Raw genomic sequence first — 16,150 nt, forward strand, 5'->3', positions numbered from 1 at the left:
GCCTCTTTAGAGTCACGTGAACAAGACCGACGATTGGATTATGTTTGAGCGACTCAAAGAAGACATCAGAACCGTCATGCAGCGAGACCCTGCCGCCAGGGGAACGTTTGAAGTAGTGACGAATTACCCCGGCCTGCACGCGCTGCTGTTGCATCGCGTTGCCCACAGATTGTGGAATGCCGGTTTCTGTTGGATGGGTCGCAGTCTCTCGACATTCAGCCGCTGGTTGACAGGCATTGAAATTCACCCCGGAGCTACTATTGGTCGACGTTTCTTTATTGACCATGGCATGGGGGTGGTGATTGGTGAAACCGCCATTATTCACGACGATGTGACGCTTTATCACGGAGCGACTCTGGGAGGAACCTCGCCCAATAAGGGCAAGGATCATCCGGCTAACCAGGGTAAACGTCATCCAACGCTGGCTAACAAAGTGGTGGTGGGTGCCGGTGCCAAGATTCTGGGTCCTTTTACCGTGGGGGATGGTGCCAAGATCGGTTCAAATGCGGTTGTTGTAAAAGAGGTGCCGCCCGGAGCGACCGTTGTTGGCGTCCCTGGCCGTATTGTCGAGAAGCGGATGGCTATTGATTCCCGTCGTCAACAGATGGCAGAAAAAATGGGCTTTGATGCCTACGCGGTTACAGAGGATATGCCGGATCCGACGTCTAATGCGATTACTGCCATGCTGGATCACCTGCATGCGGTAGATGACCGGATGCAGGAAATCTGCAAAGTTCTGGAAAGCAGGGGATTGTGTGACGATATGAATCCGATACCTGAACTGAAGGAAGAGGACTTTGCTTCCCTGAAGAGCAGAGAGAAGGAAGAAGCCTAGGAGTCTGCTTGTTCGGGCATCAGGTTGCTTCGGTAGACTGATGCCCGTGTACGTACAGCGGTAATGACGAAGCCTGCCGACTTGTATAAAATAACCCGTCGCTATAAAAATCATCTTAACTAGCACATTTTACCCTTCTTCTATCATCTTTTCCTAGAGTTCTATTAATACTTGACTGTTTTACTCAGGTATTTCATAATTCGCACAAATGCTACAGTCAGGCTGAATTTCAGGTACAGGTCAGCCGACCGGGTTCTGTGAAAAAGCTTTTTCAGACGCATCAGAACTTCGAGCAATGATCGGGCAAAGATAGCGCTGATTACTATAACCAGCTTATTGAGAGTGAGAATCCAGCATGCGATTGACCACTAAAGGACGCTACGCCGTAACTGCCATGTTGGACCTGGCGCTGCATGCGGACCAGGGGCCGGTTGCCCTTGCTGATATTTCCGAACGTCAGGGTATTTCACTCTCCTATCTGGAGCAGCTGTTCTCCCGTCTGCGCAGAAACGAGCTGGTATGCAGCGTGCGCGGGCCGGGTGGGGGATACCGCCTCAGTCGTGACAGTCAGGCTATTTATGTGGCTCAGGTGATTGATGCGGTGAATGAATCAGTTGACGCAACCCGCTGTCATGGCGATGGCGGATGTCAGCAGGGTGCCAAGTGCCTGACGCACCATCTGTGGCATGACCTTAGCAAACAGATTCATGAGTTTCTTGGCAATATCAGTCTGGCTGATCTTGTCGCTAAAAGAGAAGTTCAAAATGTCGCTGTTCGTCAGGACGAGCAGCAGGGCCAGGACAACAAGAGTGTGATTAACAGCCTGCTGTAACGCTGTTGCTCACAGGGATAATACAACAGCCTTGAGCGTTTAAAGTGCCTTGAGCGTTTGAGGCGCCTGGAGCGTGTAAAACGCCTGGAGATGTATGGGATGAAACTACCAATTTACCTTGATTACTCGGCAACGACACCGGTCGATCCTCGTGTCGCCGAAAAAATGAGCCAGTGTCTGGTTGCTGAAGGTAACTTCGGCAATCCTGCGTCTCGTTCGCATGTGTTCGGCTGGAAGGCTGAAGAAGCTGTAGAAGATGCCCGCCGTAATGTGGCAGACCTGCTGGGCGCTGATCCCCGCGAAATTGTCTGGACTTCCGGTGCCACCGAGTCAGACAATCTGGCGATTAAAGGTGTGGCACACTTTTATGCCAAAAAAGGCAAGCACATTATTACCTCCAGAATTGAACACAAGGCGGTACTCGATACCTGTCGTCAGCTGGAGCGTGAAGGTTACGAAGTGACCTATCTTGATCCGGATTCGGATGGCATTATCACGCCGGAAATGGTGGAATCCGCCCTTCGTGATGACACAATTCTGGTTAGCCTGATGCACGTCAATAACGAAATTGGCGTAATCAACGATATTGCGGCTATTGGTGAAATCACCCGGGCCCGTAAGGTTCTGTTTCATGTGGATGCTGCCCAGAGTGTGGGCAAGATTCCTCTGGACATGAACACCATGAAAGTTGATCTGCTTTCCATTTCTGCGCACAAAATGTACGGACCTAAAGGTATTGGTGCTCTGTATGTGCGCCGTAAGCCCCGTGTACGTCTGGAAGCCCAGATTCACGGTGGTGGTCACGAGCGCGGCATGCGTTCCGGTACTCTGCCGACGCATCAGATTGTTGGCCTGGGCGAAGCCTGTCGTATTGCTAAAGATGAAATGGCAACCGACCATGAACATTGCCTGAACCTGCGTCAGCGTTTCCTGAACCACTTTGAAGGTATGGAAGAAGTGCATGTGAACGGCTGCATTGAGCAACGTGTTGCCGGTAACCTGAATGTCAGTTTTGCTTTTGTGGAAGGTGAATCTCTGATCATGGCTCTGAAGGATGTTGCGGTTTCCTCCGGTTCCGCCTGCACCTCTGCCAGTCTGGAACCTTCTTATGTGCTACGTGCGCTGGGGCTGGATGACGAACTGGCTCATAGCTCCCTGCGTTTCAGCTTCGGTCGTTTCTCGACGCCCGAGGAAGTGGATTATGCCGCTACCCAGGTGAAGGATGCAGTGATTAAGCTGCGTGAACTGTCGCCTCTGTGGGACATGTACAAGGATGGCGTTGACCTGAAATCCGTGCAGTGGGTTGCACACTAAGTGAATTTAGGTGCCGGCTCCGGACTCTGAGAACGGCACTATCGCAGAATTGGGTGGGAGGATAGAACCATGGCTTACAGTAAAAAGGTGGAAGACCATTACGAGAATCCTCGTAATGTCGGTAAACTCGACGCCGGTGCGGAAAACGTCGGTACTGGCATGGTCGGCGCACCAGCCTGTGGCGACGTTATGCGTCTGCAGATTCAGGTCAGTGATGAAGGGGTGATTGAAGATGCCCGCTTCAAAACTTACGGCTGTGGTGCTGCTATTGCCTCCAGCTCTCTGGCGACAGAGTGGATGAAAGGCAAAACGCTGGACGAAGCGTCCGAGATCAAGAATACCGATATCGCAGAAGAGCTGGCGTTGCCGCCAGTTAAAATTCACTGCTCTGTTCTGGCTGAAGACGCTATCAAGGCGGCAGTGGATGACTATCGTAGTAAACATGACGGTGAATCCGCAGCCTGATTCACCGCTGTGACAGGGGGAACCTGTCGCGGTTAATTTTAGTTGGAGTATTTCATGGCGATCACCATGACCGCTGCCGCAGCAAGGCATATCAGGGATCAGTTGGAAAAGCGTGGTAAAGGCGTTGGCATCAAGGTGGCCGTTCGTACGTCTGGCTGTTCCGGCATGGCTTATGTGCTGGAATTTGTGGATGTTAAGGCCGATGAAGACAGCGTATTCGTCAGCCACGACCTGGAAATCCATTCTGACCCCAAAAGTCTGGTGTACCTGGACGGTACCGAGCTGGACTTTGTGAAAGAAGGTCTGAACGAAGGTTTCCAGTTTAATAACCCTAATGTCGCCAGTGAGTGCGGCTGTGGTGAAAGCTTCAACGTCTGATTTTATAGTAAGCCCGGCCTCTCTCAGGTCGGGCTTTTTACGTTCTGCCCTTCTGGGAGCCTGACCGGGAATGGACTGCCCTGCTGCGTTCCATTCCCGGTCAGACTCCTGGTGATTACCACTTCCGGATAGTACGTTTGACGCCATTCCCGAAGTCATTTGGAACAAGCATCACCGTGGTTGATATAACGAAAAACTATTTTGAGCTGTTTCAGCTTCCTGTCTCCTGCCGGGTTGATCTGTCACTGCTGGCCGAGCGGTATCGCGAGCTTCAGAAAACCGTGCATCCTGATCGTTTTGCCGGGGCGGATGATCGCCAGCAACGACTTGCCATTCAATACGCTGCCTATGTCAACGAAGGCTATGAAACACTGAAATCGTCCATGGCAAGGTCGTTGTACCTGCTGGAACTGGCTGGTTACAAGGTTGACCTTGAAACGAATACAGTGATGGACCCGGTGTTTCTGATGGAGCAGATGGAGTTGCGTGAAGCCATGTCCGAAGTGCGTGACCATGTCGATCCGGAAGCAGAGCTGGAACGCATGGTTGACGAAGTAGACGAAGGGGTTGAAGCCCTGTTTGGTACCTATGAACAGCTGTGGCTGATTGCCAGCGAAGAAGGCACTGAAGCACCCGCCAGAGAGGATGCGCTGAAAAAAGCCCAGGATACTGTACGAAAGATGCAGTTCATGGTTAAGCTTGCGGCTGAACTGGAACAGCTGGAGTCAGAGCTGTTAGATGGTTAGCTGTTAGATAGTTAGTTGTTAGAAAGTCAGCTGTTAGAAAGTTAAAAGCCAGTTGTAAAGATAAGGCAATATAATGGCATTACTACAGATTTCCGAGCCGGGGCAAACGCCTGAACCGCACCAGCGTAAACGGGCGGTGGGTATTGACCTGGGTACGACCAATTCCCTGGTGGCGTCGGTGCGTTCTGGCAACGCAGACACTCTGCCTGATCATCAGGGTGAGCATATACTGCCTTCTGTCGTTCATTACGGGGAGCAGGGCGTTACTGTTGGTCAACAGGCTGAACAGCATATGGTCAGTGATGCGCTGGACACGATTGTTTCTGTCAAGCGCCTGATGGGGCGGGGCTTAAATGACCTTTCCACTCTAGGGGGGGTTATGCCCTATCGGTTTGTGGACTCTGAAAGTCAGATGCCTCTGATTGAAACCCGCCGGGGTTCGGTCAGCCCGGTAGAGGTGTCCGCTGAAATTCTGCGTTCTCTGGCAGGGCGTGCCACCGAAACGCTGGGGGGGGAGCTGGATGGTGCTGTGATCACCGTGCCAGCGTATTTTGATGAATCCCAGCGTCAGGCCACCAAAGATGCTGCAAAACTGGCAGGTCTTAACGTTTACCGTCTGCTGAATGAGCCAACTGCGGCAGCTGTCGCCTATGGTCTGGATCAGGGTGGTGAAGGATTGATAGCGGTTTACGACCTTGGTGGTGGTACCTTTGATATTTCTATTCTGCGTCTGCAGAAAGGCGTGTTTGAAGTACTAGCCACCGGTGGTGATACAGCCCTTGGCGGTGATGATTTCGACCGGGCGATTGCTGGCTGGGTGCTGGCGCAGGCGGGTGTTGACGAGTCTTCTCTGAATAATGAACAGCATCGTCAAATCATGCTGGAAGGTCGTCGTGCCAAGGAGGCCCTGACGGATCACGACAGTGTTGATGTGTCGTTTGGTGACTGGTTCGGCCAGTTGACCACTGAACAGTTTAATGAGCTGGCAGATAAGCTGATTGACCAGACCCTGCGAGCGTTCAAGCGTGCTTTGCGGGATGCGGGTTATAAGGCAAAAGATATTGAAGCGGTGGTGATGGTCGGCGGCTCAACCCGTATGCCAAGAGTGCGCTCCCGTATTGCTGATTTTGCGAAAAAACAACCTTTGACGTCTATTGATCCGGATCGTGTTGTGGCGATAGGCGCAGCCCTGCAGGCAGACGTGCTGGCAGGTAACAAATCGGGCGACGATATGTTGCTGCTGGACGTGATTCCGTTGTCTCTTGGTCTGGAAACCATGGGCGGGCTGATGGAGAAGGTAGTTCATCGCAATACCACCATTCCGGTAGCCAGAGCGCAGGAGTTTACCACCTATAAAGACGGTCAGACGGCTATGGCCATCAACGTCTTTCAGGGTGAGCGGGAACTGATCAGGGATAATCGTTCCCTGGCACGCTTTGAGCTGCGTGGTATTCCGCCGCTGCCGGCGGGTGGCGCTAAAATCCGTGTGACTTTCCAGGTGGATGCGGACGGATTGCTGGGGGTATCGGCTGAAGAGATGTCTACCGGTGTCAAGAGCAGCATTCAGGTGAAGCCTTCCTACGGACTGACTGACGATGAAATTGCCCGTATGCTCAGGGATTCGTACTCTCATGCTGTCGATGATCGCAACAGTCGTCGTCTGTTGGAACAGCAGGTTGAAGCGGATCGGTTGCTGGAGGCTCTGGTAGTCGCCATGCAGGCGGATGGTGAAGCTTTGCTGAGTCAGGAGGAGTACCGGTCTGTTCTGGCAGATATGGAACAGTTAAAAGCGACCCGTCAGGGGGAGGACGCTGACGCTATCGCCCGTGAGATTGAACGGGTTAGCAAGGCGACGGAAGAATTTGCCGCTCGTCGTATGAATCAGGGTATCCGCAAGGCCCTGTCCGGCCATAGTATTGATGACTTTGAGGAGTCCTGATTATGCCTCAGATAGTATTTTTGCCCCACGAGGAATTGTGTCCCGAAGGGGCAGTGATTGAAGCGGAACCTGGTGTATCGGTGCTGGACGCTGCTCTGCAGAACGACATTGAGATTGAACATGCCTGTGAAAAGTCCTGCGCCTGTACAACCTGTCATGTCATTGTGCGGGAAGGGTTTGACAGCCTGGAGGAGTCCGACGAGCTGGAAGACGACCTGCTGGATAAAGCCTGGGGTCTGGAACCTGAGTCCCGCCTGAGCTGTCAGGCCGTGGTTGCCGACGAAGACCTGGTGGTTGAGATTCCCAAGTACACCATTAACCAGGTTTCAGAGCGTCATTAAACGATGCTCTTTCATAGCTTTTTAGCTTTGGGGGGGAGGTGTTATGAGTCTGAAGTGGACTGATAGTTACGATATTGCCATCGAGTTGTCGGAAGCTTATCCGGAAACCGATCCGAAGTTCGTCAACTTTGTTGACCTGCGAAACTGGGTTCTGGCGCTGGAAGATTTTGATGATGACCCGAGCCATTGTGGTGAGAAGATTCTTGAGGCCATCCAGATGGCATGGATTGAGGAAGCCAGTTGAAGGCAGCTGTCTTTTATAAAGGGTTGTTAAAATCGAAGACCTTGCAGATATTCTCTGTAAGGTCTTTTTTTAGGCGTTGTTCACCGGTTATGCCAGTAGCGATCTCCCGGCCGCCAGTGAATCAGGTCTTTTGGGTGAAATAATGCTCTGTGAGGTTTGAATAGTGGGAGTTGCTGCCATTGTCTGATGCCAGCGGGCATCTGGGCGTCAAACCACTGGCCGGAAAAATGAATAAAAGCGTGGGGAATCAGGCGGCGGACATAAAACAGCTGCGCTGCCGGGCAATATTGAATCGCCAGTCTAGCCCAGTCGTAGCAGTAGCCGCTGTTAATATCTGCCAAAGGTATACGCCATCTCTGACATATTTGCCGGGTCACTCCATGAAAGACCATCCTGGCTGCCTTATTAAAATTGTTTTTGGTATTTGTGTTTTTGATGTGATTATGCCAGTTCAGGTAAGATCTCAACAGCTGTTGCGTAATTATTATTTCTGTGAGTGGGAGTTTCTACATTGAAGGCAGCGCATTGGGTGAGATGTACCACTACGGCTTTCGTCGGCCAGTCTATTTTGCGGTACTACTGGATCGAGTGTTTCAATGATCCAGTTAACAACATAGCTCGCATTAACGCAGTTCCGCATGGTCACTTCATGTAAAGGCTCTTGGATAGAGCCTGCATTTAAGCTTGTTTCCAGCCAGACCATCTGAGCAGCATATTCTGCACGGAGTTTTTTTAAAATCGAGGTGTAAGCTTCGCGTACCAACGCTGAGTCAACATTTGCCAGATAAGCGTCAAGGAATTTAAAAGCTGCTGGTTGCCCGTAATCAAAAATTTCAACAAATGTATCGTTTGAAAAAGAAACTCTGTTTAGAGTACCTGTTTCGGGAGAAAAAGGAAGAATTGGTACGCGGGCAGTTTGTGTTAAGTTTTTATTTCCCTCAGTACGCACAACGATATAGCTTCCACCGTTTAAATCAAAGCGGTATATATTTGCTGATGCAAAAAATGCTGGAAGTAAAAAGCAGAAGCCAATCAGTAATTTGTTATTCAACCAGAGCAACTCGTGAAGATTTGGATGGAAAGGTAGTCTAGTTCACTCTTTCTTTTTTTTACAAGATGAAAGGAAAATCAGGGAGTAGCAGTGCGTGATGCGAAGGGGCAGAGCCCCCCCTCATCGTCAATCAACGTTGCAGTTCCGCTTTTACATCAATGTGGTACGGCAGAGGTGAAACCGTGAAGGTGATGTCATTGTCAGGCAGTTGTACATCACTGGTTTCAGCGGCTTCAACCCGGATAACGGCAAGCAGCTCGGTCTGTTTGGCATCGGTTGGTGTGACAGCATACAGCACTTCACCAATGGTTTTTCCAGCTGCATTAGTCAGTTTGGTGTTAGGGGACAACTCAACGGCTGAATCGGCAGTTAAGTGGTAACAGCGGCTTTTTAATTGCCCCAGGTTCTGCATGCGGGCAACAATTTCCTGCCCTGTATAGCAACCTTTGCGAAAGCTGACCGCATTCAGGGTGGGCAGATTCAGATGTTGTGGAATGTATTGCTCAGTCGCTTCAGGCAACAGTTCAGGGATCACCGCTTCGATATCCAGCAGGCGCCAGTGAGACTGGGAGACTGGCAGGAAATTCTGTTTCATTTTTTCCCACCAGGCAGACAGCTGGTTAGCCGGGAGCCAGAGTTCATAGCGTTCACAGGTGCCGGGAACGGCCAGCAACCAGGCACTTTGTTCAACCTTTATGGCCGAACCGTCCTCTGGTGTATTGCCAAATAGTGTCTCAATGACGTTTTTAATACTGGAGCCTGACAAACCCAGGGCAACCAGGGAGGTATCTATGGTCTGTTCTGACTTGAAAAAGACTGCATACTTGCCAAGTGTCGTTTGAGTGAGGTCCAGAAGTCCTTTGTGCATCGACAGCAGGAAGGCGTTTTCACAGTGGAGCAGGCGGAACGCGCTGTACATCCTGCCTTTTGGAGTGCATGCGGTACTCAGATGGTGTTGGCCGGGTTCCAGTACGTTCAGGTTGTTGCTCAGTTGTCCCTGCAGGAACCGCTGGCTGTCCGGGCCACTGACGCTGAGAAAACCACGATCCGTCAGCAGGCTCATTGCTGGCTGGTGACGATCGGCAAAGCTGGCATGGCGGACTTGTTCAAGGAATGGGGCAAACAGGGAAGCGTGATTATTACTCATAATAGGCTCGGATATGTGCTCAGAAAAATACCAGCGTGATTGATCCCAATGATAGAGGAAAGTACCGTCTCGCAACACTGTGGCGACGGTTGTAATGTGAAAATTTGTTGCCTTGATAGTCGCTTCCTGAGAGGGGTGAACTTATAATACCGCCCTGACTAACAAGGAGTTTGCCGAATGAAATTAAGCGGTGATGATTTTAAACGGGTTCAGTGGCACAGTCGCCGAGGTATGCTGGAGCTGGATGTTTTACTGGAGCCATTCACCAACGAAGTACTGAAGGACCTGTCGGCAGAAGATCAGCAGGTTTATGTGCGCCTGCTGGACTGTCAGGATGCGGATTTGTTTTCCTGGTTTATGAGCGAGCAGCGCCCGGACGATAAGGCTCTGGCTGCCATGATTGATACGGTCATCACCTACGCCCGCCGTAGCTTTAACACTGATGGTGTCTGATGACGATGAATTGATTGAGATTCGTCTGCACCGGTCCCGGCTTATGCTGGTTGTCGGGACCAGTGTTCACTTCCTTGCTTTACTTGCCCCATGGTTTTCAAGTCTTTCCTTTCTCCTGCAGCTACTCATTTCTTCACTGGTGGTGGCTTATGCACGAAGTTTTTATCGGCGATATATTACCCGAACCAGTCCTGACAGCGTGCTTGCCCTGCGCTATTGCAATGATCAGTGGCTACTGTTGACGAAATCAGGCTGGCAGCGGGCCTGGACGACAGGGACTCTGCTGGTGACGCCATGGTTGATGGCTTTCTGTTTCCGTACGGAAGAGAAAAAGAGCGGGTTGTCATGGGTTGGTATGGGAAACTATCAGGTTTGCCTCTGGCCTGATACGGATAAAGCGGCCTCTCTGCATGCGTTGAGGTTACGTTTGCTATTGAAAAAGAACAGGCCTGATGGAAGTGGGTACAAATAATGTGAATATTAATTTCTAAATATTTCAGCTGTTCCGCTGAAGCTCCACTAAACTGTTTCCGAATTTCTTGAACCCATCCTGAAGTTTGCTTTCCCCAAATGGCTACATAGCCTCAGCGGGCGGGTCTCTGGTCAGGGTTGGAGAATAAGCGGTCATAGACGGGCTGCTGAATAATCAGTAGGACAAATGACGGTATTGTGGTGGTAATGATGACGACGTTCGAACCTGCCATATCTCAGGATTTTTTAAATTATATGGAGACCGGTTCTTCCCAGGCCTGGGGGGTTCATGATTGTTACGGACGTGCTTTCTATATGAATACCCATACCAAAAGGGTGTTCGGACTGCCTGACAAATACGATGTATCAGGCAGACATTTCTCGGAGCTTCCCGCGCCTATCTTTTTTGCCTGTTCTGACAAAGTGATTGAGCAGAATAATATCTGCATATCGGAGCGTCGTGAAATCCGGGTGCTTAATGTCCATCCTGGCGGTGATGGCTGGTTTGCCTATGTGTCCAGCAAAGTGCCTCACTATAACCTTAAGGGCGAGGTTGATGGTGTACTGAGCTGTGGCTATTCCGTGACCCGGGGCTGGTTAAGTGCTGCGCAGAATATTCGCAAGCTGATGAAAGTAGATCAGCGTACCTCCCGGGGGCAGTTGTCGCTGCGCGCCGGGCATCTGCCAAACCTGAGCCCCAGAGAGTCGGAAGTACTGTTTTTTCTGATCTGTAATCAGCAGATCAAACAGATTGCAGGTATTCTGTCTTTGTCAGAAAACACGGTTCGTACTCATATTGAACATCTGAAAAAGAAGTTTGAAGTACATTCTATTTCCCAGCTGATAGAAGCCTCCATTGCGGTTGGTTGCCAGGATTTTTTACCGGAAACTTTGCGGCTTCAGCAACTGTCGATGATTGTCAGTTAGATAAGAAGGCAGGGAGGCGTGGCTTGTTATGACAACCCCGGTTGCAGCAAAGAACCGTATTGTCGTGATCACCTCTCTGGGAGGGTTTCTGGAGGCTTACGACTTTACCGTTTATGCGCACATGTCTGCTTATTTGTCACTGGTCTTTTTTCCAGCAGCCAGTGTCGGCACTTCACTCCTGAATACGTTTATTACCTTTTCTGTCGGTTATCTTGCACGGCCTCTGGGCGCCATTGTCTTTAGCCACTGGGGAGACCGTAACGGTCGTAAAGGCAGCTTTATGGTAACGGTGGTTCTGATGGCTGTTGCCACTTTCGGCATAGGCATTTTACCAGGACATGAGCAAATAGGCGTTCTTGCGCCGGTTACACTGGCGCTTTTTCGGCTGCTGCAGGGTTTTTGTTTTGCGGGTGAGTTTTCCGGAGCGGTGACCTATCTCTATGAGACCATTCCAACTCACCGTCAGGGAGTTGGGGTGGCCTGTCTGGGGGCAGGCACTATGGCTGGAATACTGATGGGTGTTCTGATGCACAGTGTTCTGGTGACGTGGTTCGATGAGCGGCAATTGATTGCCTGGGGATGGCGGATACCCTTTCTTCTGGGTGGCTCCCTTGGCGGTGTCAGCTATGTCATACGCCGTCGTTTTGTCGAGTCGTCTGTTTTCACAGCGGTTGTCGAGCGGGGACAGCGGGAGAGAATTCCTTTTATGACGCTGTTAACGCACTATAAAGCCGAACTATTGTTGGGTATTTTGGTGCTGATGCCTGTGCTGGCTTCTGTCTGTATGCTGTTTTTCTTTACCCCGGGCTATCTGACTCGAATGCTGGGCTATTCAGCTGAGGCTGTGGCTTATGCCAATTCCCTGAATATGTTTCTGGGGCTTCCTGTCTGCATTGTTGTTGGCTGGCTGGGAGATCGTTACAACCGTTATTGGATTATGACCGGTGCCGGGCTGCTGGTGGCGATTGCCGCCTGGCCTGTTTTCAGCTGGTACGCCGGTGGCGAAGCTAATCTGCTGGTGGCTGCGGTGGTTGGTGCATTGATGTGGGGCAGTGTGGAAGGTATTGCCATTTTACTGGTGGTCAGCAGTTTTCCGGTGGCATTGCGTTATACGGGGATGGCGTGCAGTTACAATATTTGTGCGACGCTGTTTGCAGGAATGGGGACTATGGTTGGGTTCTGGCTGATCCGCTTAACCGGGAACATGGCGTCTCCGGGTTATTATCTGGTAATCAGTGGCCTGGCTGGAGCAATAGGCGCTTACCTGTTAGGGCAGCGTCAGAGTGTAAAGCCTGCCGTGGGCAGGCTTTCTGGTCAGGAGTAATGGTTTTTTTACTCTATTGCATTTTCCGGGCGGAAATTATCGGGTGTCAGGATGGTATCTTCAACCGTTTCAGCCGTTGTCGGATAGTCCAGTGTATAATGCAAACCCCTCGACTCTTTTCGTGACAGTGCGCTGTCAATAATCAACTCTGAAACCAGAGCCAGGTTGCGCAGTTCAATCAGGTCATTACAGACCTTGAAGTGGCTATAAAAATCATTGATTTCAGACTGCAGCAGCTTGACCCGGTTTCTTGCTCTTACCAGACGTTTGGTGGTGCGAACAATACCAACATAGTCCCACATAAAGCGGCGCAGCTCTTCCCAGTTATGGGAAATTACAACCCCTTCGTCCGTGTCTGTTACCTGACTGTCATCCCAGTCGGGTAAGGCTTCGCTGTTATTGATTTTGTGAATTGAGTCGTTGATGGTGTCTGCGCAGCTTCTGGCTGTTACAAAACATTCCAGAAGAGAGTTGCTGGCCAGGCGGTTGGCACCGTGCAGGCCGGTGAAGGCGCATTCACCAATGGCGTAAACGCCCGGCACATCGGTCTGGCTCTGATGGTTCACAAGTACACCGCCGCAAGTGTAATGGGAGGCGGGAACAATCGGGATAGGCTGCCGGGTGATGTCGATACCGTATTCCAGACAGCGCTCATAAATAGTCGGAAAGTGGGACCGGACGAACTCCGGTGGTTTGTGACTGATATCGAGAAACAGACAGTCAGCTCCCAGGCGCTTCATTTCGTGGTCAATGGCACGGGCAACAATGTCACGGGGGGCCAGTTCGGCTCGTGAGTCGTAGTCCGGCATAAAACGGGTGCCGTCCGGGCGCAGTAATTGTCCACCTTCACCACGAACGGCTTCTGAAATCAGGAAGGATTTGGCATTTGGGTGATACAGGCAGGTCGGGTGGAACTGGTTGAACTCCATGTTGCCAATACGGCAACCAGCGCGCCATGCCATTGCAATGCCATCGCCGCTGGCTCCGTCGCTGTTACTGCTGAACAGGTAGGCTTTGCTGGCACCGCCACTGGCCAGCACCTGAGCTTTGGCTTTAAACAGGTGAACCCGGTCAGACTTCAGGTCGAGAACATAAGCGCCCAAGCCTTTTTGTTGCTGGTCGCCCAGCTTCTGGCTGGTGATCAGGTCAATGGCCAGGTGGTGCTCATAAATATCAATATTGGGTTGCAGTCTGACCCTGGCGATCAGGGTGTCAGAAATAGCCTGTCCCGTTGCATCGGCAGCATGAATAATACGCCGGGCGCTGTGTCCACCTTCGCGGGTCAGGTGAAAGCCGAAGGAGGAGTTGCGTTTTTTATCTTCAGTGAAAGGTACGCCAATGTCGATCAACCACTGGATGCTGTCCCTGCCGTTTTTGACAATGTGTTCCACCGCGTCTTTTCGGCACAGCCCGGCACCTGCAATCAGGGTGTCACGGGTATGCTGTTCAAGGCTGTCACCCGAAGGGTCCAGCACAGCGGCTACCCCGCCCTGGGCGCCGGAGGAGGAACCGGCATTGAGGTTACCTTTGCTGAGTATGGCAACACGCAAATTCGGATCAAGATGCAGTGCCAGAGTCAAACCAGCGGCTCCGCTACCAATAATGATGACGTCGTAATTATAAGACTGATGCATTTGAATTCCCTGAACCCTGGTATCTGACGATACTGCACATCCGGTCCATAATAGTTGAGATCATGGTGATGCCTGCCAGTATGAGCTTGTGAACAGGGTAATGTTCGTAGCTTTCATCTGGCATCAGGTTTCCTGAGTGTCATGGCTCTAAACGGTTTGCAAAGATGTTTAACAGGACGGATATTTTTTGCATACTGCCAGAAAATGACTGAGTGAAATCCTGGTGGTTTTCAGGTTCTGTCTGCAGAACCTAAAGTCTCACGTCTGTGGTGCCGATGGATCAACCGAGATGCACTGTAAAGATGAGACATTCTTTAAATATACATATAAGACCTGTAAACGGCTTGTTAGTATATAGAAATTACGGTCGGCACTATAGTACGCTGTGGTGATCCGAATCATCTTTTCAGTAAAAACTGAAAAAAAATTAACGAGTTCGGGAACTTTCAGGCCGGATTATGGTCTATAGAGAAGCAGAAAGAATCCGCAGCGCAGAGAACACTTTTTCTCAGGATGCTTTTAGCCAGCTGCCAGAGCCGGAAAGGGTTCGCGGCTGGAAAAAGATAGTTAGGGCTATGACGTCTGTAAAGCCCGTTGAGTCAGGAGATGAGTGTCGTTTGCCACATTCAGAGCAGGGCTGCCAGCAGATGGGGATATTTGCATGGTAGAACCTCAGGAAGCGGATCAACAGCTGGTCGAACGGGTGCAGAAAGGCGATAAGGCCGCCTTTGACCTGCTGGTCATTAAATACCAGCATCGTGTTCTGGGACTGGTCAGTAGTTATGTGAATGACTACCAGGAAGTCCAGGATGTAGCACAGGAAGCTTTCATCAAGGCATACAGGGCCATTGATAAGTTTCGGGGAGACAGTTCGTTTTATACCTGGCTGTATCGTATTGCTGTCAATACAGCCAAGAACCATCTGGTGTCCAAGGGCCGGAAGCTGCCAGAATCGGATATCGACGTACACGATGCCGAGTTTCTGGATACCGCAGCCAGCCTCAGAGTGGTGGATACTCCCGAACGGAACCTGTATCGTGATGAGATAGAACGCGTTATCCATGACGCTATTCGTCGTTTGCCGGACGAGCTTCGCACCGCCGTGATGTTGCGTGAGTTTGACGGTTTAAGTTATGACGAGATTGCCCATGTTATGGACTGCCCTGTCGGTACTGTGCGCTCAAGAATTTTCCGGGCCAGGGAAGCCATTGATCGGGAAATAGAGCCGCTGCTCAAACGAGGCTGACTATTTTTAAAAGCAGTAATGAAAGTCGTCAGGACTTACAGTGACAACCCGTTTTCTCCGGTTTCATCAGGGGGAACGGTAAAAGATAGCACCAGGGGTGTATCTATGAGTGAGAAGCCATCTCACAATCATGCCCGGGACCGCCTGAACGAGTCCCTCTCAGCCACACTGGATGGTCAGGCTTCTGAGCTGGAAATGCGCAGAGTTCTGGAAAAGCTGGGCAGTGATGATGACTTGCGTGCAACAGCACGGCGTTACCAGTTGGTTGGTGATGCGGTCAGGCATGAAACCAGCCAGTTTATGAATATTGATCTTTCTGCCAGCATCCGTGACAGGGTTGAGCAGGAAGAAGTAACCCATCAGATGCAGGAACAACCTCAGATTCAGCCAGTGGGCAGGATGACCCATGTTGTCAGCCTGCTGGATAGCTGGTGGTCTTCAATGGGGCGTGTGGCCGTTGCTGCCTCGGTTGCCTTTGCTGTGATTGTTGGTGTGCGTAACTTCAACCAGGTTGAAGAAGTGCATACTGTGGCAGATGTTTCCGACCAGACAACCCTTACCCAGCCATTGCAGATTGCCAGAAATGAATATGGAGCCTCCGGAATCCGCGCAGGTTACAACTCCCGCGAGCATGACACGATTACGCCGGAACAACTGGCTCAGGCGCAAAACGTTGCCAGCCGTGCGACCCGCGAGCGTTTCCGTGCTTACGCTCTGCAGCACGCGGAAATGAGTGCGGTCCAGGGCGGTCAGGGCATGTTGCCCTTTGCGAGGTTGACCAGTTTCGACACACAGTGAGCTTT

At 51.1% G+C, this 16,150-nt stretch carries 19 protein-coding genes; 15 read left to right on the forward strand and 4 right to left on the reverse strand.

The window, feature by feature from the left end:
* Positions 1-40 precede the first annotated feature (40 nt).
* From cysE to iscX, 9 genes are all read left to right on the forward strand, one after another.
* Positions 41-835: a serine O-acetyltransferase gene (gene cysE / locus V5J35_RS20465; RefSeq protein ID WP_354008912.1), complete on the forward strand. Its 795-nt coding sequence runs from the start codon at positions 41-43 to the stop codon at positions 833-835.
* Positions 836-1,190: 355 nt separating this feature from the next.
* Positions 1,191-1,667 (forward strand): Fe-S cluster assembly transcriptional regulator IscR, encoded by a 477-nt coding sequence (gene iscR, locus V5J35_RS20470; RefSeq protein WP_354008913.1) that lies wholly within the window; start codon positions 1,191-1,193, stop codon positions 1,665-1,667.
* 99 nt (positions 1,668-1,766) lie between these two features.
* Positions 1,767-2,981: an IscS subfamily cysteine desulfurase gene (locus V5J35_RS20475; protein WP_354016485.1), complete on the forward strand. Its 1,215-nt coding sequence runs from the start codon at positions 1,767-1,769 to the stop codon at positions 2,979-2,981.
* A gap of 69 nt (positions 2,982-3,050) precedes the next feature.
* Complete coding sequence (gene iscU, locus V5J35_RS20480; RefSeq protein ID WP_262566982.1) at positions 3,051-3,446, forward strand: Fe-S cluster assembly scaffold IscU; 396 nt, start codon at positions 3,051-3,053, stop codon at positions 3,444-3,446.
* A gap of 54 nt (positions 3,447-3,500) precedes the next feature.
* Positions 3,501-3,824 (forward strand): iron-sulfur cluster assembly protein IscA, encoded by a 324-nt coding sequence (gene iscA / locus V5J35_RS20485; protein WP_354008914.1) that lies wholly within the window; start codon positions 3,501-3,503, stop codon positions 3,822-3,824.
* A gap of 137 nt (positions 3,825-3,961) precedes the next feature.
* Positions 3,962-4,570: a Fe-S protein assembly co-chaperone HscB gene (gene hscB, locus V5J35_RS20490; protein ID WP_354016486.1), complete on the forward strand. Its 609-nt coding sequence runs from the start codon at positions 3,962-3,964 to the stop codon at positions 4,568-4,570.
* A gap of 73 nt (positions 4,571-4,643) precedes the next feature.
* Positions 4,644-6,509 carry a Fe-S protein assembly chaperone HscA gene (hscA, locus tag V5J35_RS20495; RefSeq protein WP_354008916.1) on the forward strand — a complete coding sequence of 622 codons (1,866 nt, stop codon included), beginning with the start codon at positions 4,644-4,646 and terminating at the stop codon, positions 6,507-6,509.
* Positions 6,510-6,511: 2 nt separating this feature from the next.
* Positions 6,512-6,850, forward strand: coding sequence for an ISC system 2Fe-2S type ferredoxin (gene fdx, locus V5J35_RS20500; protein WP_354008917.1), 339 nt, complete (start codon positions 6,512-6,514; stop codon positions 6,848-6,850).
* A gap of 43 nt (positions 6,851-6,893) precedes the next feature.
* Positions 6,894-7,094 carry a Fe-S cluster assembly protein IscX gene (iscX, locus tag V5J35_RS20505; protein WP_354008918.1) on the forward strand — a complete coding sequence of 67 codons (201 nt, stop codon included), beginning with the start codon at positions 6,894-6,896 and terminating at the stop codon, positions 7,092-7,094.
* An 80-nt stretch (positions 7,095-7,174) separates the two neighbouring features.
* On the opposite strand, the gene V5J35_RS20510 is transcribed toward iscX, so the two are convergent.
* From V5J35_RS20510 to ygfZ, 3 genes are all read right to left on the reverse strand, one after another.
* Positions 7,175-7,435: a hypothetical protein gene (locus V5J35_RS20510; protein ID WP_354008919.1), complete on the reverse strand. Its 261-nt coding sequence runs from the start codon at positions 7,433-7,435 to the stop codon at positions 7,175-7,177.
* Positions 7,436-7,578: 143 nt separating this feature from the next.
* Complete coding sequence (locus tag V5J35_RS20515) at positions 7,579-8,145, reverse strand: hypothetical protein (RefSeq protein WP_354008920.1); 567 nt, start codon at positions 8,143-8,145, stop codon at positions 7,579-7,581.
* 130 nt (positions 8,146-8,275) lie between these two features.
* Positions 8,276-9,292, reverse strand: a complete 1,017-nt coding sequence (ygfZ, locus tag V5J35_RS20520) for a CAF17-like 4Fe-4S cluster assembly/insertion protein YgfZ (protein WP_354008921.1) — start codon at positions 9,290-9,292, stop codon at positions 8,276-8,278.
* A 177-nt stretch (positions 9,293-9,469) separates the two neighbouring features.
* Here ygfZ and V5J35_RS20525 point away from each other — a divergent pair, with 177 nt between their 5' ends.
* The 4 genes from V5J35_RS20525 (at position 9,470) to V5J35_RS20540 (ending at position 12,467) form a co-directional block, all read left to right on the forward strand.
* Positions 9,470-9,745 (forward strand): FAD assembly factor SdhE, encoded by a 276-nt coding sequence (locus tag V5J35_RS20525; RefSeq protein ID WP_354008922.1) that lies wholly within the window; start codon positions 9,470-9,472, stop codon positions 9,743-9,745.
* Positions 9,735-10,217: a protein YgfX gene (locus V5J35_RS20530; RefSeq protein ID WP_354008923.1), complete on the forward strand. Its 483-nt coding sequence runs from the start codon at positions 9,735-9,737 to the stop codon at positions 10,215-10,217. The genes V5J35_RS20525 and V5J35_RS20530 overlap by 11 nt, the downstream gene beginning before the upstream one ends.
* Before the next feature lie 254 nt (positions 10,218-10,471).
* Positions 10,472-11,143: a LuxR C-terminal-related transcriptional regulator gene (locus V5J35_RS20535; RefSeq protein ID WP_354008924.1), complete on the forward strand. Its 672-nt coding sequence runs from the start codon at positions 10,472-10,474 to the stop codon at positions 11,141-11,143.
* A gap of 28 nt (positions 11,144-11,171) precedes the next feature.
* Positions 11,172-12,467, forward strand: a complete 1,296-nt coding sequence (locus tag V5J35_RS20540; RefSeq protein ID WP_354008925.1) for an MFS transporter — start codon at positions 11,172-11,174, stop codon at positions 12,465-12,467.
* A gap of 8 nt (positions 12,468-12,475) precedes the next feature.
* Here the strand turns inward: V5J35_RS20540 and nadB are convergent, their stop codons facing one another.
* Positions 12,476-14,101 carry an L-aspartate oxidase gene (nadB, locus tag V5J35_RS20545; protein WP_354008926.1) on the reverse strand — a complete coding sequence of 542 codons (1,626 nt, stop codon included), beginning with the start codon at positions 14,099-14,101 and terminating at the stop codon, positions 12,476-12,478.
* 661 nt (positions 14,102-14,762) lie between these two features.
* Between nadB and rpoE the strand changes: the two genes are divergently transcribed.
* Together rpoE and V5J35_RS20555 are read left to right on the forward strand one after the other, a co-directional pair.
* Positions 14,763-15,347, forward strand: a complete 585-nt coding sequence (gene rpoE / locus V5J35_RS20550) for an RNA polymerase sigma factor RpoE (RefSeq protein ID WP_354011331.1) — start codon at positions 14,763-14,765, stop codon at positions 15,345-15,347.
* Between the two features lie 105 nt (positions 15,348-15,452).
* A complete protein-coding gene (locus tag V5J35_RS20555; protein ID WP_354008927.1) occupies positions 15,453-16,145 on the forward strand; it encodes a sigma-E factor negative regulatory protein in 693 nt (230 codons plus the stop codon).
* Positions 16,146-16,150 lie beyond the last annotated feature (5 nt).

Origin of the sequence: Endozoicomonas sp. NE40 (assembly GCF_040549045.1) — a bacterium.
Lineage (GTDB): Bacteria > Pseudomonadota > Gammaproteobacteria > Pseudomonadales > Endozoicomonadaceae > Endozoicomonas_A > Endozoicomonas_A lisbonensis.

What these genes read in the sequence shown, in the direction of transcription:
- V5J35_RS20535 (WP_354008924.1), top strand. Translation starts at nt 10,472, where the DNA reads ATGGAGACCGGTTCTTCCCAGGCCTGGGGGGTTCATGATTGTTACGGA.
- V5J35_RS20540 (WP_354008925.1), top strand. Translation starts at nt 11,172, where the DNA reads ATGACAACCCCGGTTGCAGCAAAGAACCGTATTGTCGTGATCACCTCT.
- cysE (WP_354008912.1), top strand. Translation starts at nt 41, where the DNA reads ATGTTTGAGCGACTCAAAGAAGACATCAGAACCGTCATGCAGCGAGAC.
- V5J35_RS20555 (WP_354008927.1), top strand. Translation starts at nt 15,453, where the DNA reads ATGAGTGAGAAGCCATCTCACAATCATGCCCGGGACCGCCTGAACGAG.
- V5J35_RS20525 (WP_354008922.1), top strand. Translation starts at nt 9,470, where the DNA reads ATGAAATTAAGCGGTGATGATTTTAAACGGGTTCAGTGGCACAGTCGC.
- iscA (WP_354008914.1), top strand. Translation starts at nt 3,501, where the DNA reads ATGGCGATCACCATGACCGCTGCCGCAGCAAGGCATATCAGGGATCAG.
- fdx (WP_354008917.1), top strand. Translation starts at nt 6,512, where the DNA reads ATGCCTCAGATAGTATTTTTGCCCCACGAGGAATTGTGTCCCGAAGGG.
- iscX (WP_354008918.1), top strand. Translation starts at nt 6,894, where the DNA reads ATGAGTCTGAAGTGGACTGATAGTTACGATATTGCCATCGAGTTGTCG.
- ygfZ (WP_354008921.1), bottom strand. Translation starts at nt 9,292, where the DNA reads ATGAGTAATAATCACGCTTCCCTGTTTGCCCCATTCCTTGAACAAGTC.
- iscU (WP_262566982.1), top strand. Translation starts at nt 3,051, where the DNA reads ATGGCTTACAGTAAAAAGGTGGAAGACCATTACGAGAATCCTCGTAAT.
- rpoE (WP_354011331.1), top strand. Translation starts at nt 14,763, where the DNA reads ATGGTAGAACCTCAGGAAGCGGATCAACAGCTGGTCGAACGGGTGCAG.
- hscA (WP_354008916.1), top strand. Translation starts at nt 4,644, where the DNA reads ATGGCATTACTACAGATTTCCGAGCCGGGGCAAACGCCTGAACCGCAC.
- V5J35_RS20530 (WP_354008923.1), top strand. Translation starts at nt 9,735, where the DNA reads ATGGTGTCTGATGACGATGAATTGATTGAGATTCGTCTGCACCGGTCC.
- V5J35_RS20475 (WP_354016485.1), top strand. Translation starts at nt 1,767, where the DNA reads ATGAAACTACCAATTTACCTTGATTACTCGGCAACGACACCGGTCGAT.
- iscR (WP_354008913.1), top strand. Translation starts at nt 1,191, where the DNA reads ATGCGATTGACCACTAAAGGACGCTACGCCGTAACTGCCATGTTGGAC.
- nadB (WP_354008926.1), bottom strand. Translation starts at nt 14,101, where the DNA reads ATGCATCAGTCTTATAATTACGACGTCATCATTATTGGTAGCGGAGCC.